The following is a 23,179-nucleotide window of genomic DNA, read 5'->3' as shown; positions in this document are numbered from 1 at the left end:
GAGAGCGGTTTCAATTAAAAAAGGCGCCCACAAGGCCTCGACGACCGTCCTCGAAATATAGGCGGGCGTCGCGATTGAAAACGCTTATTGCGGCGCGATAGCGCCTCCTTTAGCATCCTCTGGCCTTTCGCTGTCGAGAAGTATCGCGTTTTCACGGATGAACTCCATCATTTACGACATCGTCGCCCTTGCGATCGGCTATTTGCTGGGCTCCATTCCCTTCGGTCTACTGCTCACGCGCCTCGCGGGCACGACGGACCTGCGCGCGATCGGCTCCGGCAATATCGGCGCAACCAATGTGTTGCGCACCGGTCGAAAGGATCTCGCGGCGGCGACGCTGCTGCTGGACGGGCTGAAAGGCACGGCGGCGGCGCTCATCGGCGCCTCGCTTTCGCCCGAAGGGGGCATGATCGCCGGCCTTGCGGCGTTCATCGGCCATGTTGCGCCGGTCTGGCTGCAGTTTAAGGGCGGAAAGGGCGTTGCGACGTTCCTTGGCGTGCTCTTTGGACTCAATTGGCCCACCGCATTGATTTTCTGCGCCGTCTGGCTGTCGGCGGCGGCGCTGTGGCGCTACTCGTCGCTTGGCGCGCTGACCGCGAGCGCGACAGCGCCCGTGGTCCTGTTCATGCTCGGCCATGGCGGCGAAGCCTTTACCGTCGCGGTGATGACCGCAATCGTCTTCTATAGGCATCGAGAGAACATCGCGCGTCTGCGCGCCGGCACCGAAACGCGCATAGGACAGAAGGCGTGACCGAGGCGTCGCCAGGTCGGTTGAGCGAAGAGCAGCTCGTCGATTGGCTGAGGCTCATCCGCAGCGAAAATGTCGGGCCGCGCACGTTCAGACAGCTCATCAATCGCTTCGGCGGCGCCGGCGCGGCGTTGGACGCGCTGCCATCCCTCGCGGCGCGGTCCCTGCGCGGGCGGGTTATCCGCATCGCCACGCGTGAGGAAGCGCTGCGCGAGATCGAGGCGGCGCGCGCGCTCGGCGTTCGCTTCGCCACCACGGGCGATCCGGACTATCCGCCGCTGCTTCGGGAAATCGCCGATGCGCCGCCGCTCATCGCAATGCGCGGCGTTTCCTGGACCGCGCAGCGCGACGGCGTGGCGATTGTCGGCTCGCGCAATGCTTCCGCCGCAGGTCTCGCCTTCGCCGAGCGGCTCGCGCGCAGCCTCGCGCTCGAGAATTACGTCATTGTCTCTGGCCTCGCGCGCGGCATCGACGCGGTCGCGCATCGCGCCACGCTCGAAACCGGCACGATCGCCGTGCTCGCCGGCGGCCATGCGCGACCGTATCCGGCCGAACATGCGCGGCTTGTCGAAGAGATCGCCGAAAGGGGATTGATCGTCTCTGAGATGCCCATCGAATGGGAGCCGCGCGGCCGCGATTTTCCGCGCCGAAATCGCATCATCTCCGGGCTCAGCCGCGCGACCATCGTCGTCGAGGCGGCGCGGCGTTCCGGCTCGCTGATCACGGCGCGTTTCGCCAATGAGCAGGGGCGAGAGGTCTTCGCCGTTCCGGGTTCGCCGCTGGATCCGCGCGCCGAAGGCGTCAACGATCTCATTCGCCAAGGCGCGACATTGTGCGCGCGCCCCGAGGACGTGATTTCGGTGCTCGCCGAGAACGCGGGGACCCCGCCGCGCAAGAATCTCTTCGACGACGACTCTCTGGAAGGACAGGACGCTCTGATCGACGAATTGGATCTTTTCGCCGGTCTCGACGGTCCGGCGTTTGAGGAAAGAGCCGCTCCCAAACAATTCTTGCCGCCAAGCCCGCCAGCAGATTGCGTCGCCGATCTTGATGCGCGCTCGCGAGGCGACGAGTCGCCGCAGCGGGACGCGCATGAGGTCATCCTGTCGCTGCTCGGGCCTGCGCCTATCGCGATCGACGATCTCATCCGCGTTGCCGGATTGACGGCGCGCGAGGTGCAGGGAGTCCTCGTCGAGCTCGACCTCGAGGGGCGCTTGCAGCGTCACGGGGCCAACAGCGTTTCCCTCACGTTCAACTATAAGCTGTAAATCAGGCCGAGCGGTCGATGGGATAGCCGCCGAGTTCGCGCGCCCGCATGTCCGCCTCGGCGCGGGCGAGGTTCAAGAAATAGCAGAGCATGGGCATGTCGCAACGACTGGCGAGTTTCGCCATTTCGTCTGACATATCAGCAATATATGACGCGATGGACGCCGCTTCCTCATTGGCTTTGGCGTTCTCCGGGGTCGTTCCGGGGGTCTTGCTGCAATCTTTTTGAGAAGCATCTGGCCGGGGCATCGCTGTCAGTCTCCACGGACCACGAGGCAGGTTATGAATAGGGGTAAACATTAGACTTTCTTATATTTTTCTTCCATCACGCCTATCCCCTGTCAAGAACAAAATTCTATCAGAGGTTGTAATGCTGCGATCGAGGCCACTACAGACGTTTCAAACGGTCGAGCGCGCCCTGCAGGATATAGGCGGCCGCCATTCGATCGACGACTTCAGCGCGTTTGGCGCGCGAGGCGTTCTGCGCGATCAATTCGCGCGTTACAGCCGCAGTCGACAGGCGCTCGTCCCAGAAGGCGAAGGGCAGGGACGCGAGTTTTGAAAGATTGCGCATGAAGGCGCGCGTCGCCTGCGCGCGCGGCCCTTCGGTGCCGTCCATATTGAGCGGCAGCCCGACGACCAGGGCGTAAATATCGAAATCGGCTGCGCGTTTGAGCAAGGCGGCGGCGTCCTGAGAAAACTTCGCTCGCCCGATCGTATCGAGCGGAGACGCCAGCCGCCGCTCGACGTCCGAAAGCGCCAATCCGATGGTTTTGGTCCCGAGATCCAATCCCATCAGCCGGCCCTTCGGCGGCAGAAGCGCCGCCAGTTCTTCAAGGGTCGTCGCGCGCATGGTCACGCGATTTCGCTAACACGCCGCCGCATTTCCGCAAACTCAGCTGGCTCCGCGCTTCGGCTTTTTGCCTCTATGATTGGCTTCGCAACATTGCGCCGCGAAAGGCCAGGCGCTATAGCGCCCGTCGAGACCTTTCTTGCGGAGCCCTAGATGTCCGTTGATTCCGCGACCGTCCGCCGGATCGCCCATCTCTCGCGTATCGCCATCGAAGACAGCGAGGTCGAGCGCCTGCGCGGCGAACTCAACGCCATCCTGGCTTTCGTGGAGACGCTGAGCGAGGTCGATGTCGACGGCGTCGAGCCGTTGACCTCCGCTTTGCCGATGCAAATGAAGAAGCGGGCCGACGTCGTGACCGACGGCGGCATCGCCGATGAGATTCTCGCCAACGCGCCTTTGCGCGAGGATCACTATTTCGTCGTGCCCAAGGTGATCGAATAGCGCTTGTCGCGCCGGCGCCGCGCATGCGGCGGCATCAGATATAAAGGGACAAATGTCCGACCCCACGCATCTTTCATTGGCCGAGGCGCGCGACGCTCTCGCATCCAAACAGCTCTCCGCCGTTGAACTGGCGCGGGCGCACATCGACGCTATCAGCAAATCGCGCGCGCTTAACTGCTTCATCACGGAGACGCCGGAAGTCGCGCTGGCGCAGGCGCAGGAGAGCGACGCCCGCATCGCGCGCGGCGACGCGCGTCCGCTCGAGGGTCTGCCGCTCGGCATCAAGGATCTCTATTGCTCCAAAGGCGTGCGCACGACGGCGGGGAGTCGCATTCTCGACGACTTCACGCCGACATATGAATCGACGGTCTCGGCAAATCTGCTGCGCGACGGCGCGGCCATGCTCGGCAAGCTCAATCTCGACGAATTCGCGATGGGGTCGTCGAACGAAACGAGCGCCTTCGGCCCCGTTGTTTCGCCGTGGCGCCGCGCCGCGGATCCCGACGCCAAGATCGTGCCGGGCGGTTCTTCGGGGGGCTCGTCGTCGGCGGTGGCCGCGCGTCTTTGCCTTGGCGCCACGGCGACAGATACAGGCGGTTCGATCCGTCAGCCCGCCGCCTTCACGGGCACTGTCGGCGTCAAGCCGACCTATGGCCGCTGCTCGCGCTGGGGCATCGTCGCCTTCGCGTCGTCGCTGGATCAGGCGGGTCCGATAACGCGCACCGTGCGCGACGCAGCGATCATGCTCAGGTCGATGGCCGGCCACGATCCCAAGGACACGACCAGCGTCGATGCGCCTGTGCCGGACTACGAAGCTGCTGTCGGCGCCTCCGTGAAGGGACGCCGCATCGGCGTGCCGAAAGAATATCGCATCGATGGAATGTCGGCGGAGATCGCCGCTTTATGGGATAAAGGGGCCGCTTGGCTGAAGGACGCGGGCGCGGAGATCGTCGAAATCTCCCTGCCGCATACGCGCTATGCCTTGCCGACATATTACATTATCGCGCCGGCCGAAGCCTCGTCCAATCTCGCGCGCTACGATGGCGTGCGCTACGGGTGTCGTGAGCAAGGCCGCGACGTCAGCGAAATGTACGAGAAGACGCGCGCAGCGGGCTTTGGTCCGGAGGTGCGGCGGCGCATTATGATCGGCACTTATGTGCTCTCCGCCGGCTATTACGACGCTTATTACGTCCGTGCGCAGAAAGTCCGCAGCCTGATCAAGCGCGACTTTGACGAAGCCTTCGCGTCCGGCGTCGACGCCGTCCTGACACCGGCGACGCCGTCGACCGCCTTCGCGCAGGGAGAGAAGGGCTCGGCCGATCCTGTAGAAATGTATCTCAACGACGTGTTCACCGTTACGGTGAACATGGCCGGTCTTCCCGGCGTCGCCGTTCCGGGCGGCCTCGCGGCGAACGGCTTGCCGCTCGGGTTGCAGCTCATCGGCAAAGCATTCGACGAAGAGACGCTGTTCTCTCTCGCTGCGGCGATCGAACGGGCGGCGCCTAAGATCGAACTTCCGCAGCCATGGTGGCGCGAGGGCTGATGATGACGACGCCGAGCGCTGAAAAGGACATTGCGGAGCGCCCGCAGCAAGCGCTGCAGGACGAAATGTCCGACGTGCGTCGATTGATCGACGAGCTGGACGAGGAGCTTGTGGCGCTGCTCGCAAAGCGGCAGCGACAAATCGAGCGGGCCGCTAGGATCAAACCCGCGCTGGGAATCCCCGCCAATGTCCCCGAGCGCGTCGACGAAGTATTGGCGCATGTGCTTGGCGCCGCGCGCCGCGAGGCACTGTCGGTCGAGGTCGCGATGACCCTGTGGCGCGCGCTGATCGACTGGTCGATCCAGTACGAGGAGCGGCTGATGGGCGCTCGCGCGCTCAAGGGCGTCTCTCAAGGATCGGCGGACGGCGACCGTTCTTCCTGATCGCCGTTGGGGGCTTTTTGCTTGACGCGGACGAAACCGTTGCGGATCGACCAGCGCAGGAACTTAAGCGACCACCAATGAAAGCGCCGCGACAGCCTGTGAGCGCCCGGGGAGTGCGGGGCGAGGATCGCAAGGCCCAAAGGGAGCATCCACACCCCGAAGACGGGAAGCGGCGCAAGAATGGTTCCGCCGAGGATCAGGCCGACGCCTACAGGAATGCTTACATAGCGGGGCGCGCCGCGCATGCGGGCGAGGAGGCCTTTTCGGCGGCTGTCCTCAGAATTCCGTTCCGTGGCCATCTCGCTCGTTCCCTCTGCTGCGCGCCGGCCGTTCCGCTCTTGCGAAGCGTGGTTTATATGGAAGGCGTAAGTTTAGCGAGGCGGATATGACGACACAGGCGGCTCCCAACAAGCTCATCAGCGGCGCAACCGGCGACTGGGAAGTCGTGATCGGCATGGAGATACATGCGCAGGTGACGAGCAACGCCAAGCTCTTCTCCGGCGCTTCCGCGGAGTATGGCGGCGCGCCGAACGATCACGTTTCCCTGGTCGATGCGGCCATGCCGGGCATGCTGCCGGTCATCAACGAGGAATGCGTCAAACAGGCAATCCGCACAGGCCTCGGCTTAGAGGCCAGGATCAACCTGCGTTCGGTTTTCGACCGTAAGAACTATTTCTATCCCGACCTGCCGCAGGGCTACCAGATCTCCCAGTACAAGCACCCGATCGTCGGCGAAGGCGCCGTGATCGTCGACGTGTCGCCGAGCGAGCGCATCACCGTGGGCATCGAGCGTCTTCATCTCGAGCAGGATGCCGGCAAGTCGCTGCATGATCTTTCGGCGACCGAAAGCCACGTCGATCTCAACCGCAGCGGCGTCGCGCTCATGGAGATCGTCTCCAAGCCCGACCTGCGCTCGGCTGAGGAGGCGCGCGCCTATGTTTCGAAGTTGCGGACCATCTTGCGCTACATCGGCTCCTGCGACGGCAACATGGAGCAGGGTTCGCTGCGCGCCGACGTCAACGTCTCCGTGCGCCGCCCCGGCGCGCCGCTCGGCACGCGCTGCGAAATCAAGAACGTCAACTCCATCCGCTTCATCGGCCAGGCGATTGAGGTCGAGGCGCGTCGACAGATCGGCATTCTCGAAGACGGCGGCGCGATCGCCCAGGAGACGCGACTCTTCGATCCAGGGAGGGGAGAGACGCGCTCGATGCGCTCCAAGGAGGAAGCGCATGATTATCGGTACTTTCCCGATCCGGATCTGCTGCCGCTCGAGTTCGACCAGCCATATGTGGACGCGCTAAGGGCGCAGTTGCCGGAGCTGCCCGACGCGAAGCGGGCGCGCTTTATCGAACAATACGGCCTGCCGCCTTACGACGCCGGCGTGCTTGTGATGGAGCGGGCGGCCGCCGACTATTTCGAGGAGACGGCGAAGGGACGCGACGCCAAGCTTGCGGCCAACTGGGTGATCAATGAGTTGTTCGGCCGTCTGAACAAGGAGGGGCTCGACGTCACGCGCTCGCCAGTGTCGTCGCAGGCTTTGGGCGCGATCATCGACCTCATTTCGCAGAATGTTATTTCGGGCAAGATCGCCAAGGATCTTTTCGAGATCGTCTGGACTGAAGGCGGCGACCCCAAGGAGATCGTCGAGGCGCGCGGCATGAAGCAGGTGACCGACACAGGCGCGATTGAAGCCGCCGTCGACGCCGTCATCGCCGCCAATCCCGACAAGGTAGAGCAGGCGAAGGCGAAGCCGACGATGCTCGGCTGGTTCGTCGGACAGGTGATGAAGCAGACGGGCGGCAAGGCGAATCCGCAGTCGGTGAACGAGCTGCTCAAACGCAAGTTGGGCGTCTGACGCGCGCCCGTTCGTCGAAAAAAACGAATCAGTTGACGCACGCGCTGCGCGATTCTTCTCCCAGCGCAGCTGTCGCGCGCCAATTTTTTTGATCCGATCGCGCTGGCCACAATTTTTTTTTCTCTCCGAATGCGCGACCTCGCGCGCGCCTCCGAGGCGCGCGAGGTCGGCTCCGCTCCACGTCCTCCGTCTCTGTGCCGGCGTCGAGTCGCCCGACCGCGACAGGCGCGCTCCGCGATTTTTCATCGTGTTCCGATATATTGCGCCGCGATCGATCTCGGGCAGCGTGCGCGAGTCGCAACTGTTCGCGGATACAAAAGCAAATCAAGTAATTGAACAACAGGCGCGACTTGCGGCAGAGCGTGCGATTGCACGTCTGGAGCCTTCTCGGAGCGGATGTCGCCAACCGAATCCGCGCACGGATCGTCGTCAATAAAACGCGCGGCGCAAACCTGTCGCGATAGTCTCGCCGAAGCGTTTGCAAAGCAGCTTCACGATCATTTTGCTTGTCGCGCGACTGCGCTCAACATGCCTCGTCATGCGTTGCGTTGATCACTTCTGCGCGCGCAGCACTTGAACGACTGCTTAACCGCGTTACGCTATTTGCGCGTATTGTCGGTGGACCATAGTTCCGGCAATTCGGATCAAGGGGACTTATTATGGCGAGAGCTACAATGAAGCGTAAGCCGGCCAAGAAGGCTGCGGCGAAGAAGGGTGCGCGTAAAACCGCAAGGAAGGCAGCGACGAAGAAGTCAGCGGCCAAGAAGGGCGCCCGCAAGGCTACGCGAAAGACCGCTGCTAAAAAGACGGCCCGCAAGGGCGTCCGCAAGGTGGCGACGAAAAAGCGCGGCGCCGTGAAAAAGGCCAGCGCCAAGAAGAGCACGCGCAAGGCGACCGCGAAGAAGCGCACGCCGCGCAAGGCGAAAACGCCAACCCCGCCAGCTGCGCCAGTGACCGCGTAAGCCGAAGCGCCTCGCATGCGCGATCTATCTTTCGCGTCACTGCGGCAGCGCTTCACGCACTCATCGCCCGGGGGCGCGCGTCCAGTGAGACGCATCCCGGGCGATAGCATTCAAAGCTCACTGCATTTTCGGCGCGTGCGACGCGTCCGGCGCGGATCAGCCGTTAGCGGCGCCTAGCGCGTCAGGCATTCCGTCGCGAAATCGCGCCACATCGGCAAACCATCTTTCGACTCGCGTTTCATCCTGTCCCATTCCTCGGCGCAGGCCCGCATCTTCTCGCGCGGCGCGCGGGGGAGAGTCGGCGGCGGCTGGCTTATATCGACCGGAGGCGGCGTTCGCGGCGGCGACAGCGCGTCGACGCCAGGCGGTCGCGGAGTTTGCGGAACGGGCTTCGCGCTCGGCGTCGGCGATACGACAGTCGGAGGTCGCGTTGCACGGGGCTGCCGCGCCGGCGGTTGCCCAACCTCCTGTGGAGGCGAGGGGGTTCTTTGCTTATGCTGCGCCGGGCCGGAGCGGGCTCGAACCGGCGGCGTCGGCGTCGCCGGCTTGATCTGTGCGAACGACACGCTCGCAGCGATAAGGGCGCCGGCGGCGATCGCGGAAGCACGCGCCAAGCGGCTCAGAGAAAAGTTGCGCGAGCCGATTTTCAATGGTTCTTCCTCGCGCAAGCGCAATGGCCGTCCATCCTCTATAGCCTGAAGTCCGTTCGCCTCGAAACCGGGTGACGGCGATGACCGGGGAAGGGCGCATGTCAGCGAACCCAGAAAGCGGAGGCGCCATGAACGATGCACGAAAGCCGGTCGAAGCAGCAGCGCGGCTGAGCCTGCTGCAGCGCCCGCGTCGGAATCGGAAGAGCGAATGGGCGCGCCGTCTTGTTAGGGAGAACGCGCTTGAGGTCTCGGACCTCATCTGGCCCCTCTTCTTGATCGACGGGTCGGATCGACGCGAGCCCGTATCCTCGATGCCGGGCGTGTTCCGTTACTCGGTCGACGCGGCGGTTGAAGCCGTCGCAGAGGCGGCCGCGCTCGGCGTGCCCGCCGTTGCGCTCTTCCCCTATACCGATCCGGACTTGCGCGACGAAATCGCGAGCGCGGCGCTCGATCCCGAGAATCTCGTCTGCCGCGCCTGCCAGGCGATCAAGAGCGCCGTTCCCGACATCGGCCTCATTACCGATGTCGCGCTCGATCCTTACACGAGCCATGGGCATGACGGCCTGCTCGTCGGCGACGAGATCGTCAACGACGCGACCGTCGCCGTGCTGGCGCGGCAGGCGGTCACCCAAGCGCGCGCAGGCGCGGACATCATCGCGCCCTCGGATATGATGGATGGACGCGTCGAAGCGATCCGCAACGCGCTCGACGCCGAGGGCTTCGAAAACGTGCAGATCATGAGCTACGCCGCGAAATATGCGTCGGCGTTTTACGGGCCGTTCCGCGACGCGATCGGCACGAGCAAGACGCTGAGAGGGGACAAGCGGACCTATCAGATGGATCCGGCCAATTCCGACGAAGCTCTGCGCGAGGTGGGTCTCGACCTTGAGCAGGGCGCCGATATGGTGATGGTGAAGCCCGGAATGCCGTATCTCGACATCGTGCGACGCGTCGTCGACGTCTACCGGGCGCCGACATTCGCCTATCAGGTGTCGGGCGAATACGCGATGATTACCGCCGCCGCGCAAAACGGCTGGATCGACGGCGAACGCGCCATGCTCGAAAGTCTACTCGCCTTCAAGCGCGCCGGCGCCTCAGGCGTCCTGACTTATTTCGCGCTCAGCGCGGCGCGGGCGCTGCAAGGAAGAAAGTGACGCGTGCGTCACTTCCTTCATGCTTCGTTCGAAAAGAAAGTGGGTTGTTACGCCGCGTCGCGCAGGCTGCGTACGCGGTCGTGGTTTTCCTTCACGCCCTGATACTGGCGCTGGACCATCGATCGGATCTCCGGAGGGAGAGGCTGCGCGATGGCCTGCTGATAGGCGTCCTTGGCGGCGTCTTCGCCGCGCTCGACCTCCTCCAGCACCGCCTGTTCCGAACGGCTTGTCAGGGCGGCCTTCAGATTTGTCCAAGCACGGTGCATGGCGCCGGTCATGGAGCCGCTCTTCGAAGGTTCGCCGCCTAAGCTGACAATCTTCGATTCGAGTTCCCTCGCGCCTTCAGCGCAGCGCGCGGCCGCCGTTCGAAACACAGTCTTTAGCGTCGGATTTTCGACGTCTTCAGCCGCGGCCAGAAACCCTTGCTCGCCGTCACGACTGATTTCGGCCAGCTCATTCAACGTGGTGAGGACTTCAGACTTTTCCATTTTCCTGCCTCCCGAGCACGCAAGCGCGTACGGGTCCTAAACATTAGGCCGATTGCTTTGTTCCGGCGGATTGCAAGGCGGGCGCGTCGGCGGGGCGGGCGGCGCGGCGAAACTCCGAGGCCGCGGGGTGGACAAAGACTCGCAAGCATGGTTTGCAGGACCGCCCGCTGCGCCGCTTGCGCGTGCGTCAGCGAGCTATCTTCAGCCCCCTCCAGGCCTCGCTAAAGATATGATTCGACGCGCCGTTCTTGTTGCCGCTCTAACGTTTTGCGCCGCCGGGTCTGCCCGTGCGGATTTTCGTCTGTGCAACAACACGAGCGCGCGCGTCAGCGTCGCCATCGCTTATACCGACGGGCGCAACTGGTTGTCGGAGGGTTGGTGGAACCTTCGGCCGAGCGTTTGCGAAACGCTTCTGCGCGGTCCGCTCGCCGCCCAATATTATTATGTCTACGCGATGGACGAGCGCGGCGGCGAGTGGAAGGGTAAGGCGTTCATGTGCACGCGTGATCGGGAATTCCGCATCGACGGCCGAGAGGACTGTTTCGCGCGCGGTTTTGATCGAACCGGATTTTTCGAAATCGACACGGGACGGGACGCGAAGAGCTGGACGGTTCAGCTCACTGACCCCAACGCCGCGCCCGCACAATAACTCAATTCAGGAACTGCTTCATCATGAGAAGGTCGCGGCGCGTCAAAATTATCGCAACGCTTGGTCCGGCGACGGTCGACAAAGCGGTCATCGCGGGGCTCGTGCGCGCCGGCGCCGACGTCTTCCGCATCAACATGAGCCACACGGATCATGCCGGGCTCGCCAGCTATGTTCGGATTATCCGCGAAATTGAGAGCGACATCTCGCGCGCGATCGCCGTGCTCGTCGATCTCCAGGGCCCGAAGCTGCGCATCGGCGCCTTCGAGGAAGGCTCAGTGCATCTGCGCAAGGGCGACGTCTTCGTCTTCGACAGCGACCCCAAACCCGGCGACGCCACGCGCGTGCGCCTGCCGCATCCCGAGATTTTAGCGGCGCTCAAGGTCAATGATTCGATCCTCATCGACGATGGGCGCGTGCGGCTGCATGTGGTCGAGACGTCTCCGGAGCGGGCGCACGCCGTCGTCGACGTCGCTGGGCGCCTCTCGAACCGCAAGGGCGTCAGCCTGCCCGATACCGAAATTCCAATCACTTCGATGACCAACAAGGATCGCGCCGATCTCGACGCCGCGCTCAAAGAGCGCGTCGACTGGGTTGCGATCTCCTTCGTCCAGCGTCCCGAAGACGTCCTTGAAGTGAAGCAGATCACGCAAGGCCGAGTGATGGTCATGGCGAAGATCGAAAAGCCGCAAGCGATTTCGAGGCTCGAGGAGGTGATCGAGGTTTCTGACGCGCTGATGGTGGCGCGCGGCGACCTTGGCGTCGAAGTGCCGCTCGAGCGCGTCCCGGGACTTCAAAAACGCATCAACCGTTCAGCGCGACGGCTGGGCAAGCCGGTCGTCATCGCGACGCAGATGCTCGAGTCGATGATCCTGTCGCCCTTGCCGACGCGCGCCGAGGTGTCAGACGTCGCCACCGCCGTCTTTGAGGGCGCGGACGCCGTCATGCTCTCCGCCGAAAGTGCGGCGGGGCAATATCCGCATGAAGCCGTGGCCACCATGAGCCGGATCGCGGAAGAGGTCGAGACGGACGCGATCTACCGCTCGATCATCAATGCTCAGCGCGGCGAGTTGCCCAATCCGACCTCAGCCGACGCCATCGCCGTCGCCGCCCGCGACGTGGCGCAAACGCTTCATTCGAAGGCGATCATCGCCTGGACGTCATCCGGCTCGACGGCGCTGCGTATCGCCCGCGAACGGCCGCAGTCGCCGATTCTCGCGCTGACGCCGAAGCGCGACACGGCCCGCCGTCTGGCGCTTGTCTGGGGCGTGCACGCGCTGGAGACGCGCGACGCCGTCGACATTGAAGATATGGTGGGGCGCGCCTGCGAATATTCGGAGAGCGAGGGGTTCGGCGGCCCTGGCGACCGCGTTATCATCGTCGCCGGCATGCCTTTCGGCACGCCGGGCGCGACAAACATGATCCGCATCGCACATCTGGGCGAGCAGCGCCAAAGCGGCGAAGTCTAATCCTGCAGTTGCAGCTTATCGGCGGAAGATCTGCCGCTACGCTTGTCCACGACGAGTTCGTAGGAAACCTTCTGGCCTTCAGCGAGGCTGTCGAGGCCTGCGCGCTCGACGGCGCTGATGTGAACGAAGACGTCCTGGCCGCCGGCATCCGGCTGAATGAAGCCGAAGCCCTTTTGTGCGTTGAACCACTTTACGGCGCCTGTCGGCATGGCTTTTCCTTTCAAAATAGCGGGAACGCTGCGGATCGCTGCGTTCTTCTCAGTCAATCGAAGCTTGGGAAAGGTCAGGCGCCGCGCGTCTTGAGACGAGAGAGCAAGATCGTTCGGCCGAAACTCGAATGCGCGATGAATATTATAGGAGCGGACGCCCAATGAAAACCCGGCAGGCGAGAATTGTTATGCTCCCTGCGGTCGCCATTCCATCATGATGGTTTCGCGCCCGGACAATGTGTTCGCGCCGCGCCCGACGCGCGAAAATCCGTCACGTTCGTAAAAGCGGATGGCGCGAGCGTTGTCCGCATTGACGTCTAGCCGAATAAGCCTTGGCGAGACGTTTCGCGCCGCAGACAGCAGCGAGGCTCCGCAGCCTGCGCCGAATCGATCGGGAGCGACGCAAATCTGATCAAGCCATCCGTCCGCCGGATTGATCACGACGAAGCCCGCAAGCGTCGACTGAGCGTCAAACAGGCAGAGCGTCACCGCTCCAGTCGCTTCCAGCTCTCGAAGGCGGCGCAGGAGCCAGTCGCGGCGCGCCTCGAAGTCGATCTCTGGATAGGTGACCCGCCAGGAGGCGACCCAAAGGTCGAGAATGAAAGGCCAGTCGTCGTCGACGCGCAAACGCAGATTGCGCGACGCATGTGCGGTCGGCGCGTTCATGCCTTCCTCATCAAATCGAGCAGCTGGCGATGAATCGCCTCATTGCCGGCGCAGATCTCGCCCTTCCCAAGCATGTCTGCGCCGCCCGAAAAGTCGCTGACGAAGCCGCCGGCTTCACGCACGAGCACGATTCCCGCCGCTACGTCCCACGAGCTAATGCCGCGCTCCCAATAGCCGTCGAAACGCCCGCAGGCGACCATCGCGAGATCGAGCGCGGCGGCGCCCAAGCGGCGAATATTGGCGATCTTTCCCATGCCGGCTGCAAGCTCGCGCTTGAAGGATTCATGATCGCGGACCCGCGCCAGCGGCGGAATTCCGCAGGCAACCATGGACTCGCCGAGCGAACGCCGCGCCGCGACGCGCATGCGGCGATTGTTGAAATAGGCGCCCTGGCCGAGCTCAGCGACGAACATGTCGTCGGTGGCGGGATTATAGACGAGGCCGGCGACGAGACGATCCTCGCGCTCCAGGCCGATAGAGATGGCGAAGACCGGAACGCCATGGAGGAAATTCGAGGTGCCGTCGAGCGGATCGATGATCCAGCGGTGGCTCTTGTCGGCACCTTCGACGACGCCGCCTTCCTCCAGAATGAAGCCGTAGCCGGGGCGCGCCTTCGACAGCTCGTCGAACAGAGTCTTCTCGGCGCGCTTGTCGGCCGCGCTAACGAAATCGCCTGGACCCTTCACCGAAACTTGAAGGTTCTCCACCTCCCCGAAATCGCGTTTAAGGCCGCGTCCCGCTTTCAGGGCGGCGGCGGTCATCACATTCATCAAGGCGGAGCGAATCATTTTAGGAGAGCCTAGGGGGAGGGTTGTGGGAGGTTCAACGCTTTTCGAGCGCAGCGGGCGCCCGGGGACGCATGCGGAGGGTTGTTCAAATGCGCCAGTTTTCGCCCTGGAGCCAGTCCCTTTTTCGGCTTGATTGACAGAACATTGGGTTGACCTGAGGCGTTGTCCGGTAATTGGGTCGGCGTTTCTTTATGTCGCCGATGCTGGCGAGCGGCGCTAACCGGCCCCCGCGATGGGAAGCTCTTTTGCCGCTCGCTTCGTCTCCATCGGCCAAAAACGCTCGACGCAGGGGCAGTTTGGCGCGCGTTAACGTTAAATTAAGGATTTTCGTGCAGCCTGAATGGGTCCCTTAAGTGGGACATCCGAGTGGCTTCTTCTCCACTCGTCCTTGATGCCTCCCTGTCAAGAAGCCTTGAGAGCCGCCGTCGCGGCTCTCTTTTTGCGTTCGGCTCGGCGAAGGCCTCCCGTTAAGGTTAAAGAAAGGCTAAGCGCGCGCCCCTCCGTCCTCTGCGTTACAGTTCAAGCCATCGGAGACGCACCCGCGTCCAATTTGCGTGAACGTTCGTATGGCTCGAGTCAAAGGCAGCGTGGGGGAGAAGCAGCCGGTCTCTTTTATCGAGAGACTGGCGGGATCGGAGGGCTTTTGCGCTCTGTTTCGCGAGGGAATGAGCCTCGTGGAGGAGGCGGCCTCCTATCTCGACGGCGACGGACGTCTCGACGCGAAGTCGCTGCCACGGACCGAAGCTCTCGCCTACGCGGCTGAGAGCATGCGGCTGACCACAAGGTTGATGCAGATTGCGTCCTGGCTGTTGCTGCAGCGCGCGGTGAATCAGGGAGAGCTGACGCGCCATCAGGCGGCGAGCAACCGGCATCGCGTCAAGCTTCGCGAGCAGGAGCTGGCCTCGGCCCCCGAACTCTTCCAGCGCCTGCCGCTGCGCCTGCGCGAGCTGTCGCTGCAGTCGCTGCGCCTGCAAGCGCGGATTATCCACCTTGACCGGCTGATCCATGCGCTCGAGCCGGCGCTCGCGACGCCGGCGCCGACGTCCAGTCCGGTCGAAGCGCAGATCGCGAGGCTGCGCGCCGCTTTCGCCCAGTGAGATCCTTCAGGCGAACCAACTGGAGGCGGCGGTTTGACCGCCGCCTTCTTTTTATTTCTTGCCGAAAGAGAGATTTCCGAAGCGGGAGTTGAAGCGCGACAAACGTCCGCCGCGGTCGAGCAGTTGCGTCGACCCGCCCGTCCAGGCCGGGTGCGTCTTCGGGTCGATGTCGAGGTGCATCGTGTCCCCCTCCTTACCCCAGGTGGAACGGGTCGTAAATTCCGTGCCGTCGGTCATCACGACCTTGATCATGTGATATCCGGGGTGGATGTCCTTTTTCATAGCGATGCATCCTTTTTGCGATGGAAACGACTGAAGACCCACGCCGCAGCGGCGCGGGGTCGGCCGTTCGAAACAAGCGAATTTGCTGGCGCTGATAACGCACTGCGGGCAAATGGGCAAGTTGGCCCCTAACGGCCGGGCGCCACAGGCGAGGAATATAGAAAATGACCGGATACCGAGCCGATCTGCCGCAGCTGAAGCCTGGTCTCTTTGTCAGCGACGGCGGCATGGAGACGACGCTGATCTTTCATGAGGGCGTCGAGTTGCCGCATTTCGCGTCGTTTGTCCTACTCGATAGTGAAGAGGGACGGGCGCGACTCCGCGCCTATTACGAGCGCTACCTCGCGATCGCGCGGCGCCACGGACGCGGCTTGATTCTGGACAGTCCGACCTGGCGCGCGAATCCCGACTGGGGCGCGAAGCTCGGCTATGACGCGGCAGGGCTGAAGCGCATCAATGAAGCATCGATCGCGCTGCTCGACGAACTTCGGCAGGCCTGGGAGAGGGCTCAAACGCCGATCGTCGTCGCCGGCGTGATCGGGCCGCGCGGAGACGGCTACGCGGAAGGGCGCATGAGCGCCACGGAAGCGGAAGACTATCACGCGCCGCAGATCGCCTCCTTCGCCCAAACGGCCGCCGACATGGTCGCTGCCTACACTCTAAATTATGTCGAGGAGGCGATCGGGATCGCCCGCGCCGCCCGCGCGCGCGCCATGCCCTGCTCAATTTCCTTCACGGTGGAGACCGACGGCAAACTTATCGGCGGACGGAGCTTGCGCGACGCGGTCGAGACGGTGGATCGCGAAACCGACGCGGCGCCTGCCTATTACATGATCAACTGCGCCCATCCGGCGCATTTCGAGCAAGCGCTCTCTGCGGACGCGCCTTGGATAAATCGGCTGTTGGGCGTCAAGGCCAACGCTTCGACAAAGAGCCACGCCGAGCTAGACGGTTCGGAAACGCTCGACTCAGGCGATCCCATCGATCTCGGCCGCAGATATCGGAGATTGCGCGAGACATATCCCGGCTTGCGTATCCTGGGCGGGTGTTGCGGGACGGACGACCGCCATGTCGTCGCGATCTGCGAAGCCTGCGGCTAGCGCGCGCTGTGTGATCTGCATTTGCGCGATCAGGCCCAAAAGCAGCACGATCTAAAGCACTTATGCCGCAAGCATCCTGTGCACCTCGGTAACCAAATCCCGCAAATGGAAGGGCTTGGAGAGGATTTTCGCCTGTCGCGGCGCGTGGCTGTCGGGGTTGAGCGCCACGGCGGCGAAGCCGGTGATGAACATGACCCTGATGTCGGGATCGAGTTCGGTCGCACGGCGGGCGAGTTCGATTCCGTCCATCTCGGGCATGACGATGTCGGTCAGCAGGAGTTCGAAGGGCTCGACCCGCAGCTGATCATAAGCGGAAAGCCCGTTGTCGAATGAGGTGACGGAGAAACCGGCCTGCTGCAAAGCCTTGACCAGGAAGCGCCGCATGTCGTTGTCGTCTTCCGCAAGCAGAATTCTTGCGGTTGGTCTATCGTTCATCGCCATCCTCGCGGGTTTTTAGCCATATCGCCCGAGCTTCGTAAATTTCAGGTGAAACCGGGGTGGCGCCGCGTTAACTTAGCGCCCAGTATAGCGCGACGCATCGTCCTTTTTGAGCTGATCCGCCACGCCGGCGCTCGTCTGAAGAGGCGGTCGCGGCGCGGAACCGAGAAAAACGAATGAACGACGGCATGCGCGAGTGGCGCGAAACCAATTCGACGGCGACGCCCTGCTGCGAACCGGAATTTGAACGCGCCTTCGACATCATCGAGCCGGACGCGCTCGTTTCGCCGCTGGTCTTTTCCTCACCGCATTCCGGGCGGATCTATCCTGCGCGCTTTCTCGCCGCGACGCCGCTCGACGCGGCGACGCTGCGCCGTTCGGAAGACGCCTTTGTCGACGATCTCTTCGCCTCGGCCTCATCTCTGGGAGCGCCTCTGCTGCGGGCGCGCTTTCCCCGCGCCTATCTCGATCTCAATCGCGAACCCTACGAACTCGACCCCAAGCTCTTCGACGGCGCTTTGCCGTCCTTCGCCAATACGCGCTCTCTGCGCGTCGCGGCCGGACTTGGGACGATCCCGCGCGTGGTCGCCGACGCGCGCGAGATCTATGCGAGCCGCCTCACGCTCGACGAGGGCTTGCGGCGCATCGACAGCCTCTACAAGCCCTACCATGCGGCCTTGCGCGGCCTGATGGAGCGCGCTGCGGCGCGTTTTGGCGTCGCCGTGCTGATCGACTGCCATTCGATGCCTTCGACCGGCGCGCGCGACCCCTTGCTTTCGACGCGGGGCGACAAGCGGCGCATCGACTTCGTCATCGGCGACCGCTACGGCGCCAGCGCCTCCACCGGACTCGTCGACGTCGTCGAGGATCGATTGCGCGGCCGCGGCTATCACGTCATGCGCAATCGGCCCTACGCGGGCGGTTTCATTACCGAGCATTACGGCAAGCCCGTCGGGGGCTGGCACGCGCTGCAGATCGAAGTGTCGCGTGGTCTTTACATGGACGAGTCTACGCTCCAGAAGAACGAGCGCTTCGACGCCGTCGCCCGCGACCTTGCGGACGTCATGGCGGTGGTGGCGCGGCACGAAGACTTGAGCGAGATTTTGGGCGGCGAGCGGCGGGCGGCGGCCGAATAGCCGGGCGCTCGACGCGCCCCGCTGGGAGCTGGCATGACCGCCGTTGATTTCGAGAAGTTCGTTGAGCGCCTCGCCGACGTTTCGGCGGAAGCTATCATGCCTTTTTTCAGGACCGCGCTCGCGGCCGACGACAAGGCGCATGGCGGGGCGTTCGATCCCGTCACGGAAGCCGACCGCGGCGCCGAACTCGCCATGCGGCGGCTGATTGAGGCGACCTTCCCCGACCACGGCGTCTATGGCGAGGAATTCGGACACTTACGCGAAAACGCCGAATATGTCTGGGTGCTTGATCCGATCGACGGCACCAAGAGCTTCATCTGCGGCCTGCCGCTGTGGGGCACGCTGATCGGCCTCACGCATCGCGGGCGTCCCTGCTACGGCCTGATGAGCCAGCCGTTTACCCGAGAGCGGTTCTTCGGCGACGGCGAGGCCGCGTATTGGCGCGGGCCGGCGCGCGGGCCGGAGGGCGCGCGCGGCGTTCTCGAGACGCGCAAGATCGCCTCGCGCCACTGTCCAAAGCTCGCGCAGGCGACGCTGATGACCACCTCGCCGCTGCTGATCGATCCGGCGCTGCGCGAGCATTTTCACCGCGTTGAGCGCGGGGCGCGGCTTTCCCGCTACGGCGGCGACTGCTACGCCTATTGCGCGCTTGCGGCCGGCCATGTCGACCTCGTCATCGAGACGAATTTGCACCCCTACGACATCGTCGCGCTGATTCCGATCATCGAGGGAGCGGGGGGCGTCATCACCAACTGGAGCGGCGGCGCGGCGGCGCTGGGCGGCGCCATCGTCGCGGCGGGCGACCCGGCGCTGCACGAAGAGGCGTTGAAGCTGCTCGGCGATTAGGCCAGGCTGCACTGCAGCGTGATTGATCTCAAAGTTTAGAGCGTGCGCTCAGCGCGCTCTATGAGACGCGCGCTTCGCCCGGAATGAAAGCGTCGAAGCCGCGCCAGAACTGACTGCGAAACTCGTCGCGCTCCATCATGAGTTCATGCTTGGCGCCGGGGACCATCGCGAGAGCGCCGCTGTCGAGATTTTGAGCGAAACGCTCGATGGCGGCGTTGGAGACGATCATCTCGCGCCCGCAGCCGAACATCAGGATGGTCGCGCGGATTCTTCGGGCATAGTCTGGCGATTCGAAGCCCCTCATGAGACGGAAGGCGGCGTTGACCCAGCCGATCGTCGGATCGCCGATGGCGAGCTGCGGCGCCACCCTGAGAATGGCGGCGTTTCGTTCGAAGCGGACCCGATCGGTGGTCAGCAGATTGCCTTCGAAGGGCTTCTCGATAAAGGAGGCGCCGGTTCCGCCCGGAATGTACATGCCGCCCAGTCCGCACATGTCGAGCGTGTCAGCGAGCCAGCGTGAGGCGCGCGGAAACCGCAGATTGGCGAGATCGATCATGGGCGCGGTCAGCACGAAACGCTGGAACGGCGTTTTTCCTGCATGCGCCGCGTCCAGCAGGATGGCCGCGCCCATCGAATGGGCGAGGGCGAACCAGGGCTGCGGCCGGTCGCTCAACACCTGGGAGATGAAAACCTCCAGATCGCGCTGATATTGCGAGAAGTCGTCGATATGGCCCTTGCGCGGGTCGGCGAGCTCGCGTTCCGAGCCGGCCTGGCCGCGCCAATCGAGCGCCACCACGTCGAGGCGGCGGCTGCGCAACTCCTCGATGGTCTCGAAATATTTTTCGATAAATTCATTGTGGCCCTGAAACAGCGCCACCGTGCCGCGCGCCCTCTCGCTGCAGGGAAAAGCGGCGGCGCGCAATCGCCGGCCGTCCCGCGTCTTCAGGGTGTAAACGGCGGCGCCTTCGGGGATCGGGTTGCCGGGCGACGCGACAAGTTCTCGCATGGGCTCTCCTCGGCGCTTCAGAGCCGAATCTTCGCGCCAAGATAATGCATTTTGGCGACAAGGCCGAACGGCGCCGTTTCAATCGGCGCAGAAGGCGGCGAGACGCTGGGGTTCCGCGAAGTTCAGTCTGCCGCTGACGATGGCGTCGACCCGTCCGGAAGCGCCGATGAAATAGTGGAGAGGGGTAACGACGCCGCCGTCCGCCGTCGCGCCATAGAAGGCCCGGGCGCTCTTTGCCTTCGCCACCTCGGTTTTCGTAGAATCGCCGACGCGAAAGATTTTCCAGGGCAGGCCGTAGGTTTTGAACTTCGTCGCATCCTTGGCGTAGTCGCTCGCGCGCGCCGAGACGAAGACGATGTTCCAGCGATCCGGACAGGCGGCGGCGATCGCCTTGAAGCCTTTCATTTCAGCGAGACAATTCGGACACCAATATGCCCACAGGCTCACGAGCGTCGGCCGGCCGTTCGCCATCAGCGCGCGCAGATCGAGCGGCGCGCCATTTGCGCCGACGAGATCGACCTCCCCCACAGAGGCCTTCATCTCATCCTCGGAAACCGCACGCGACGCTTGCACGCCGATGATTTCGGCGTGCGCGCTGTTGGCGAAAAGCGCAGCCAGCGCGAGGGGGACCAAGAGATGCTTCATCAGAGGCCTCCAGAAGAGAGAGACGCATGCGCGTCTCTCTCGTGTAGCAGCTTCGGTCAGTCAAAACCGAACAGTGAGGCCGGCGACAAAGTTGCGGCCGATTCCCGGCACCGGTCCGTAGTTGAGCGGATTGCCGGTGACTTTCGTTAGGGTGAAATAACTTCCGCCGAGCGGCGGATAATAGAGCTGATCGAACAGGTTCTCGACTGCGAAATCGAAGCGCATGGTTCCCCAGTCGTAGGCCGTCCGCAGATTGACCAGCGCATATCCGCCTGTCTTCAATTCGTTGCGGGCGACGGAAACATGCGTCTTGCTATCGACCAGTTGCAACTCGACTGCGCTCGTCCATCCGCCCAAACGGTGCTCAAGCGCGCCCCGGGCGGTCAACGGCATGATGTGATAGAGGCCGTCGCCCTTGGAGAAGTTTCGCGCCAGTAGATAACAGGTAGCGCCGGACAGGCCGCAAGCCGTGTAGTTTGGCATGTCGAGGTCCTTGCCGTAGACGTAGCTGATGCTGCCCGTGGTCGAGAACAGTCCGTATTCTGGGGTTTCCCATAGCTTTAGACGGCCGGAAACGTCGAAGCCGTAGATTTCCGCCTTGTGGTTGCGGAACTGAAGTATAGGAAATACGAGTCCTGACGGTCCGGTGAGATTGCTGACGCGATCGGCGTCGATGAAGTTTTCGATATAGCTATAGTACGGATTGACTCGCGCCTCCCAATTGCCTTCAGGATCGATCCAAGAGCCGACAATCCCAAACGTATGCGCGACCTCCGGCTTGAGGTCGAGATTGCCTGTGTAGCCGTTGAGGTCGCCGAACCAGTTGACCATGGCGGTCGCCATCGACCCTACGCCCCACGCGTACCGCTCATAAAGATTTGGTGAGCGGGTCTTGCGCGAATAGCCGATTTCATAGGTGCTGACCGCGTCGGGCTGGTAACGCGCCCTGGCGACCATGTCGAAGTTCACGTCGGTGCGGGCGTGACTGCGCGCATTGAAGATTCGGGAGGCGGGCGCATCGGGGTTCTGCATGTACATCATCATGCCGCCCATGCCTCCCATGCCTCCCATCATGCCCATCGGAATGGGATTCCGCTGATTATAGGGATAGGCGTTGCCCGTCGTCATCCACACGACGTCGTTGCGAAGCCCGAGGAGCGTCGACCATTGCGGCGTCCAGGCCGCCTCCCACTCGGCGTAATGGCCGACGCGATTGCGTTGGCCATTATTGATGTTCCAGTAGGTGTATGGACCCATCATCATCATGGTCGGGCTGTAGACCGGCTCCCACCAGTCATTGAGACGAAATCCGTGATACTCGCTGCCCAGCCGCAACAGGTCGTGGCCGAAGAGTTGCGTGAAGGGAATTTCCGTCTTCACCGAGTAGCCAAAATCATGCGCGACGGTGTTCATCGGCATGTTCGCGGGCTGCTTGTCGTAGAGGAAGCCCATCGTATGGGTCACGTGATGCCAAAAGGCGCGCGCGTCCACGAGGCCCCAATCATAAGCGCCCAGATATTTGGCTTCGGCGGTGTAGCCGCGGTTGCCGGTCATATCCATCCGCTGATTGGGAAAGCCTTGATAGGGGATATGCTCAACGGCGCCTCTGATCGAGAACAGATGCCCGTTATACTGGTATGCGCCGGTGAGCGAGTGTTGTTCTGAAATAAAATTGGTCGACAGCACTTTCGGGCCGTTTCCGCCCTGGTGATAATCGGTCGCGCGCGACCAAGCGCCGTTATAGAGCACGCTCCAATGGTCAGTTGCGACATTCGTCGTGCCGGCAACGCTGATGCCGTTGTAATTGGAGCGGAAGAAGGCTGACACGACGCCGGTCGCGAGCAACTCGTTCTGATTGCCGAAGCGCAGGCCCTGACCGGTGAACGGCAGGAACGGCGGGTAGGGCGAGCCGAGCAGGAAGGGTTGGACCGGCGCCACGACGGGTGGCGGGAGCGGCGCGCCTGGGGGCGGCGCAAAAACGGGTTGTTTCGGAGTCACGATGATCGACCCGCCGATCGAATCGCCGCCTTTGCTGACGGGCATCACGCCCGAATAGACTTCAATCTTCTGCACATTATTCGGATCGATATAGGAGAGCGGCGGATTCATATGGTTGGCGCAGGCCGAAGTCGGCTGCACGCCGCCCACGATGATCTTCAACCGATCGTCGGCCATGCCGTGAATTGCTGGAAGGCGCGAAACGCCGCCGGCTTCGTACATGCTGACGCCGGGGGTGTTTTCTAAGAGCTTCGTCGTGTCGGCGATAGCAGGTTTTTCTTTGTCGATTTCCTTTTGGTCGACAATCTCGACGTCGCTCGGCTTTTGCGGCGTGGCTGGCGCCGCAGTGCGTTGCGGCGCGCCTATGACGATTTGCGGGAGGGCGACTTGGGCTTCGGCGGTTGCGAGCGACGCGAGAACCAGCGCGCACGCGCTGGCGCCGCGCAGTAAAGCGGTACGTTGCATTGAATGATATCTCCTGGTCCGCCGGGCGGCCGGCGGTTGAAACAG

General features: G+C 63.2%; 26 protein-coding genes. 14 read left to right on the top strand and 12 right to left on the bottom strand.

The window, feature by feature from the left end; genetic code table 11:
- The first annotated feature begins 157 nt into the window (after nucleotides 1–157).
- Together plsY and dprA are read left to right on the top strand one after the other, a co-directional pair.
- Nucleotides 158–751: a glycerol-3-phosphate 1-O-acyltransferase PlsY gene (gene plsY / locus HUN39_RS10650; RefSeq protein WP_175094485.1), complete on the top strand. Its 594-nt coding sequence runs from the start codon at nucleotides 158–160 to the stop codon at nucleotides 749–751.
- Nucleotides 748–2,016 carry a DNA-processing protein DprA gene (gene dprA / locus HUN39_RS10645; protein WP_175094484.1) on the top strand — a complete coding sequence of 423 codons (1,269 nt, stop codon included), beginning with the start codon at nucleotides 748–750 and terminating at the stop codon, nucleotides 2,014–2,016. Before plsY ends, dprA begins: the two co-directional genes overlap by 4 nt.
- 1 nt (nucleotide 2,017) lies before the next feature.
- Here the strand turns inward: dprA and HUN39_RS10640 are convergent, their stop codons facing one another.
- Both HUN39_RS10640 and ruvX read right to left on the bottom strand, forming a co-directional pair.
- On the bottom strand, nucleotides 2,018–2,263 hold the full coding sequence (locus tag HUN39_RS10640; RefSeq protein ID WP_175094483.1) for a hypothetical protein: 246 nt from the start codon (nucleotides 2,261–2,263) through the stop codon (nucleotides 2,018–2,020).
- 139 nt (nucleotides 2,264–2,402) lie between these two features.
- Nucleotides 2,403–2,867 (bottom strand): Holliday junction resolvase RuvX, encoded by a 465-nt coding sequence (gene ruvX, locus HUN39_RS10635; protein ID WP_175094482.1) that lies wholly within the window; start codon nucleotides 2,865–2,867, stop codon nucleotides 2,403–2,405.
- Between the two features lie 153 nt (nucleotides 2,868–3,020).
- Here ruvX and gatC point away from each other — a divergent pair, with 153 nt between their 5' ends.
- Genes gatC through HUN39_RS10620 form a run of 3 tightly spaced genes read left to right on the top strand, consistent with a single transcriptional unit; the run spans nucleotide 3,021 to nucleotide 5,234 of the window.
- Entirely contained in the window at nucleotides 3,021–3,308 is a 288-nt protein-coding gene (gatC, locus tag HUN39_RS10630) for an Asp-tRNA(Asn)/Glu-tRNA(Gln) amidotransferase subunit GatC (protein WP_014893028.1), read from the top strand.
- Nucleotides 3,309–3,360: 52 nt separating this feature from the next.
- A complete protein-coding gene (gene gatA / locus HUN39_RS10625; protein WP_175094481.1) occupies nucleotides 3,361–4,851 on the top strand; it encodes an Asp-tRNA(Asn)/Glu-tRNA(Gln) amidotransferase subunit GatA in 1,491 nt (496 codons plus the stop codon).
- 2 nt (nucleotides 4,852–4,853) lie between these two features.
- Nucleotides 4,854–5,234: a chorismate mutase gene (locus tag HUN39_RS10620; RefSeq protein WP_175094480.1), complete on the top strand. Its 381-nt coding sequence runs from the start codon at nucleotides 4,854–4,856 to the stop codon at nucleotides 5,232–5,234.
- Here the strand turns inward: HUN39_RS10620 and HUN39_RS10615 are convergent.
- Nucleotides 5,201–5,479, bottom strand: a complete 279-nt coding sequence (locus HUN39_RS10615; RefSeq protein ID WP_232366031.1) for a hypothetical protein — start codon at nucleotides 5,477–5,479, stop codon at nucleotides 5,201–5,203. The two genes, HUN39_RS10620 and HUN39_RS10615, sit on opposite strands and share 34 nt — an antisense overlap.
- Nucleotides 5,480–5,619: 140 nt before the next feature.
- Between HUN39_RS10615 and gatB the strand changes: the two genes are divergently transcribed.
- From gatB to hemB, 3 genes are all read left to right on the top strand, one after another.
- Nucleotides 5,620–7,089, top strand: coding sequence for an Asp-tRNA(Asn)/Glu-tRNA(Gln) amidotransferase subunit GatB (gene gatB / locus HUN39_RS10610; protein WP_175094478.1), 1,470 nt, complete (start codon nucleotides 5,620–5,622; stop codon nucleotides 7,087–7,089).
- A gap of 674 nt (nucleotides 7,090–7,763) precedes the next feature.
- Nucleotides 7,764–8,051 (top strand): histone, encoded by a 288-nt coding sequence (locus tag HUN39_RS10605; protein ID WP_175094477.1) that lies wholly within the window; start codon nucleotides 7,764–7,766, stop codon nucleotides 8,049–8,051.
- A 778-nt stretch (nucleotides 8,052–8,829) separates the two neighbouring features.
- A complete protein-coding gene (hemB, locus tag HUN39_RS10600) occupies nucleotides 8,830–9,855 on the top strand; it encodes a porphobilinogen synthase (RefSeq protein ID WP_175094476.1) in 1,026 nt (341 codons plus the stop codon).
- A 47-nt stretch (nucleotides 9,856–9,902) separates the two neighbouring features.
- Here the strand turns inward: hemB and HUN39_RS10595 are convergent, their stop codons facing one another.
- Entirely contained in the window at nucleotides 9,903–10,343 is a 441-nt protein-coding gene (locus tag HUN39_RS10595) for a PA2169 family four-helix-bundle protein (RefSeq protein WP_175094475.1), read from the bottom strand.
- A gap of 229 nt (nucleotides 10,344–10,572) precedes the next feature.
- On the opposite strand from HUN39_RS10595, the gene HUN39_RS10590 reads away from it, so the two are divergent.
- Both HUN39_RS10590 and pyk read left to right on the top strand, forming a co-directional pair.
- Complete coding sequence (locus tag HUN39_RS10590) at nucleotides 10,573–10,992, top strand: DUF1036 domain-containing protein (RefSeq protein WP_123176428.1); 420 nt, start codon at nucleotides 10,573–10,575, stop codon at nucleotides 10,990–10,992.
- A 23-nt stretch (nucleotides 10,993–11,015) separates the two neighbouring features.
- The gene (gene pyk, locus HUN39_RS10585) at nucleotides 11,016–12,458 is read left to right on the top strand and encodes a pyruvate kinase (protein WP_175094474.1); all 1,443 of its coding nucleotides are present in this window, start codon (nucleotides 11,016–11,018) and stop codon (nucleotides 12,456–12,458) included.
- Here the strand turns inward: pyk and HUN39_RS10580 are convergent.
- From HUN39_RS10580 to HUN39_RS10570, 3 genes are all read right to left on the bottom strand, one after another.
- Nucleotides 12,455–12,667 carry a cold-shock protein gene (locus HUN39_RS10580; protein ID WP_014893040.1) on the bottom strand — a complete coding sequence of 71 codons (213 nt, stop codon included), beginning with the start codon at nucleotides 12,665–12,667 and terminating at the stop codon, nucleotides 12,455–12,457. The two genes, pyk and HUN39_RS10580, sit on opposite strands and share 4 nt — an antisense overlap.
- 186 nt (nucleotides 12,668–12,853) lie before the next feature.
- Nucleotides 12,854–13,333: a GNAT family N-acetyltransferase gene (locus HUN39_RS10575; RefSeq protein WP_175094473.1), complete on the bottom strand. Its 480-nt coding sequence runs from the start codon at nucleotides 13,331–13,333 to the stop codon at nucleotides 12,854–12,856.
- Nucleotides 13,330–14,121 carry an inositol monophosphatase family protein gene (locus HUN39_RS10570; RefSeq protein WP_175094472.1) on the bottom strand — a complete coding sequence of 264 codons (792 nt, stop codon included), beginning with the start codon at nucleotides 14,119–14,121 and terminating at the stop codon, nucleotides 13,330–13,332. The genes HUN39_RS10575 and HUN39_RS10570 overlap by 4 nt, the downstream gene beginning before the upstream one ends.
- A gap of 566 nt (nucleotides 14,122–14,687) precedes the next feature.
- Between HUN39_RS10570 and rcdA the strand changes: the two genes are divergently transcribed.
- A complete protein-coding gene (gene rcdA, locus HUN39_RS10565) occupies nucleotides 14,688–15,218 on the top strand; it encodes a protease adaptor protein RcdA (RefSeq protein ID WP_175094471.1) in 531 nt (176 codons plus the stop codon).
- A 51-nt stretch (nucleotides 15,219–15,269) separates the two neighbouring features.
- Here the strand turns inward: rcdA and rpmE are convergent, their stop codons facing one another.
- On the bottom strand, nucleotides 15,270–15,500 hold the full coding sequence (gene rpmE, locus HUN39_RS10560; protein WP_175094470.1) for a 50S ribosomal protein L31: 231 nt from the start codon (nucleotides 15,498–15,500) through the stop codon (nucleotides 15,270–15,272).
- A 164-nt stretch (nucleotides 15,501–15,664) separates the two neighbouring features.
- Here rpmE and HUN39_RS10555 point away from each other — a divergent pair, with 164 nt between their 5' ends.
- A complete protein-coding gene (locus HUN39_RS10555; RefSeq protein WP_175094469.1) occupies nucleotides 15,665–16,600 on the top strand; it encodes a homocysteine S-methyltransferase family protein in 936 nt (311 codons plus the stop codon).
- A gap of 60 nt (nucleotides 16,601–16,660) precedes the next feature.
- Here the strand turns inward: HUN39_RS10555 and cpdR are convergent, their stop codons facing one another.
- Nucleotides 16,661–17,035 (bottom strand): cell cycle two-component system response regulator CpdR, encoded by a 375-nt coding sequence (gene cpdR / locus HUN39_RS10550; protein ID WP_026223012.1) that lies wholly within the window; start codon nucleotides 17,033–17,035, stop codon nucleotides 16,661–16,663.
- Nucleotides 17,036–17,214: 179 nt separating this feature from the next.
- Here cpdR and HUN39_RS10545 point away from each other — a divergent pair, with 179 nt between their 5' ends.
- Nucleotides 17,215–18,174 carry an N-formylglutamate amidohydrolase gene (locus HUN39_RS10545; protein ID WP_175094468.1) on the top strand — a complete coding sequence of 320 codons (960 nt, stop codon included), beginning with the start codon at nucleotides 17,215–17,217 and terminating at the stop codon, nucleotides 18,172–18,174.
- A 33-nt stretch (nucleotides 18,175–18,207) separates the two neighbouring features.
- The gene (gene hisN, locus HUN39_RS10540; protein ID WP_175094467.1) at nucleotides 18,208–19,020 is read left to right on the top strand and encodes a histidinol-phosphatase; all 813 of its coding nucleotides are present in this window, start codon (nucleotides 18,208–18,210) and stop codon (nucleotides 19,018–19,020) included.
- Nucleotides 19,021–19,078: 58 nt separating this feature from the next.
- On the opposite strand, the gene HUN39_RS10535 is transcribed toward hisN, so the two are convergent.
- The 3 genes from HUN39_RS10535 to HUN39_RS10525 form a co-directional block, all read right to left on the bottom strand.
- The gene (locus HUN39_RS10535) at nucleotides 19,079–20,026 is read right to left on the bottom strand and encodes an alpha/beta fold hydrolase (RefSeq protein ID WP_175094466.1); all 948 of its coding nucleotides are present in this window, start codon (nucleotides 20,024–20,026) and stop codon (nucleotides 19,079–19,081) included.
- A gap of 78 nt (nucleotides 20,027–20,104) precedes the next feature.
- Nucleotides 20,105–20,671 carry a TlpA family protein disulfide reductase gene (locus HUN39_RS10530; RefSeq protein ID WP_175094465.1) on the bottom strand — a complete coding sequence of 189 codons (567 nt, stop codon included), beginning with the start codon at nucleotides 20,669–20,671 and terminating at the stop codon, nucleotides 20,105–20,107.
- Nucleotides 20,672–20,731: 60 nt separating this feature from the next.
- The gene (locus tag HUN39_RS10525; RefSeq protein WP_175094464.1) at nucleotides 20,732–23,134 is read right to left on the bottom strand and encodes a TonB-dependent receptor; all 2,403 of its coding nucleotides are present in this window, start codon (nucleotides 23,132–23,134) and stop codon (nucleotides 20,732–20,734) included.
- Between the last annotated feature and the right edge of the window lie 45 nt (nucleotides 23,135–23,179).

Source organism: Methylocystis silviterrae (genome assembly GCF_013350005.1).
Classification (GTDB): domain Bacteria; phylum Pseudomonadota; class Alphaproteobacteria; order Rhizobiales; family Beijerinckiaceae; genus Methylocystis; species Methylocystis silviterrae.
This window is presented reverse-complemented; position numbering and strand designations above follow the sequence as displayed.

What these genes read in the sequence shown, in the direction of transcription:
- HUN39_RS10525 (WP_175094464.1), bottom strand. Translation starts at nt 23,134, where the DNA reads ATGCAACGTACCGCTTTACTGCGCGGCGCCAGCGCGTGCGCGCTGGTT.
- gatC (WP_014893028.1), top strand. Translation starts at nt 3,021, where the DNA reads ATGTCCGTTGATTCCGCGACCGTCCGCCGGATCGCCCATCTCTCGCGT.
- rcdA (WP_175094471.1), top strand. Translation starts at nt 14,688, where the DNA reads ATGGCTCGAGTCAAAGGCAGCGTGGGGGAGAAGCAGCCGGTCTCTTTT.
- HUN39_RS10545 (WP_175094468.1), top strand. Translation starts at nt 17,215, where the DNA reads ATGAACGACGGCATGCGCGAGTGGCGCGAAACCAATTCGACGGCGACG.
- gatB (WP_175094478.1), top strand. Translation starts at nt 5,620, where the DNA reads ATGACGACACAGGCGGCTCCCAACAAGCTCATCAGCGGCGCAACCGGC.
- HUN39_RS10605 (WP_175094477.1), top strand. Translation starts at nt 7,764, where the DNA reads ATGAAGCGTAAGCCGGCCAAGAAGGCTGCGGCGAAGAAGGGTGCGCGT.
- HUN39_RS10535 (WP_175094466.1), bottom strand. Translation starts at nt 20,026, where the DNA reads ATGCGAGAACTTGTCGCGTCGCCCGGCAACCCGATCCCCGAAGGCGCC.
- pyk (WP_175094474.1), top strand. Translation starts at nt 11,016, where the DNA reads ATGAGAAGGTCGCGGCGCGTCAAAATTATCGCAACGCTTGGTCCGGCG.
- HUN39_RS10555 (WP_175094469.1), top strand. Translation starts at nt 15,665, where the DNA reads ATGACCGGATACCGAGCCGATCTGCCGCAGCTGAAGCCTGGTCTCTTT.
- hisN (WP_175094467.1), top strand. Translation starts at nt 18,208, where the DNA reads ATGACCGCCGTTGATTTCGAGAAGTTCGTTGAGCGCCTCGCCGACGTT.
- HUN39_RS10530 (WP_175094465.1), bottom strand. Translation starts at nt 20,671, where the DNA reads ATGAAGCATCTCTTGGTCCCCCTCGCGCTGGCTGCGCTTTTCGCCAAC.
- gatA (WP_175094481.1), top strand. Translation starts at nt 3,361, where the DNA reads ATGTCCGACCCCACGCATCTTTCATTGGCCGAGGCGCGCGACGCTCTC.
- HUN39_RS10640 (WP_175094483.1), bottom strand. Translation starts at nt 2,263, where the DNA reads ATGCCCCGGCCAGATGCTTCTCAAAAAGATTGCAGCAAGACCCCCGGA.
- HUN39_RS10575 (WP_175094473.1), bottom strand. Translation starts at nt 13,333, where the DNA reads ATGAACGCGCCGACCGCACATGCGTCGCGCAATCTGCGTTTGCGCGTC.
- HUN39_RS10595 (WP_175094475.1), bottom strand. Translation starts at nt 10,343, where the DNA reads ATGGAAAAGTCTGAAGTCCTCACCACGTTGAATGAGCTGGCCGAAATC.
- rpmE (WP_175094470.1), bottom strand. Translation starts at nt 15,500, where the DNA reads ATGAAAAAGGACATCCACCCCGGATATCACATGATCAAGGTCGTGATG.
- HUN39_RS10580 (WP_014893040.1), bottom strand. Translation starts at nt 12,667, where the DNA reads ATGCCGACAGGCGCCGTAAAGTGGTTCAACGCACAAAAGGGCTTCGGC.
- hemB (WP_175094476.1), top strand. Translation starts at nt 8,830, where the DNA reads ATGAACGATGCACGAAAGCCGGTCGAAGCAGCAGCGCGGCTGAGCCTG.
- HUN39_RS10615 (WP_232366031.1), bottom strand. Translation starts at nt 5,479, where the DNA reads ATGCGCGGCGCGCCCCGCTATGTAAGCATTCCTGTAGGCGTCGGCCTG.
- cpdR (WP_026223012.1), bottom strand. Translation starts at nt 17,035, where the DNA reads ATGAACGATAGACCAACCGCAAGAATTCTGCTTGCGGAAGACGACAAC.
- HUN39_RS10620 (WP_175094480.1), top strand. Translation starts at nt 4,854, where the DNA reads ATGACGACGCCGAGCGCTGAAAAGGACATTGCGGAGCGCCCGCAGCAA.
- plsY (WP_175094485.1), top strand. Translation starts at nt 158, where the DNA reads ATGAACTCCATCATTTACGACATCGTCGCCCTTGCGATCGGCTATTTG.
- HUN39_RS10570 (WP_175094472.1), bottom strand. Translation starts at nt 14,121, where the DNA reads ATGATTCGCTCCGCCTTGATGAATGTGATGACCGCCGCCGCCCTGAAA.
- HUN39_RS10590 (WP_123176428.1), top strand. Translation starts at nt 10,573, where the DNA reads ATGATTCGACGCGCCGTTCTTGTTGCCGCTCTAACGTTTTGCGCCGCC.
- ruvX (WP_175094482.1), bottom strand. Translation starts at nt 2,867, where the DNA reads ATGCGCGCGACGACCCTTGAAGAACTGGCGGCGCTTCTGCCGCCGAAG.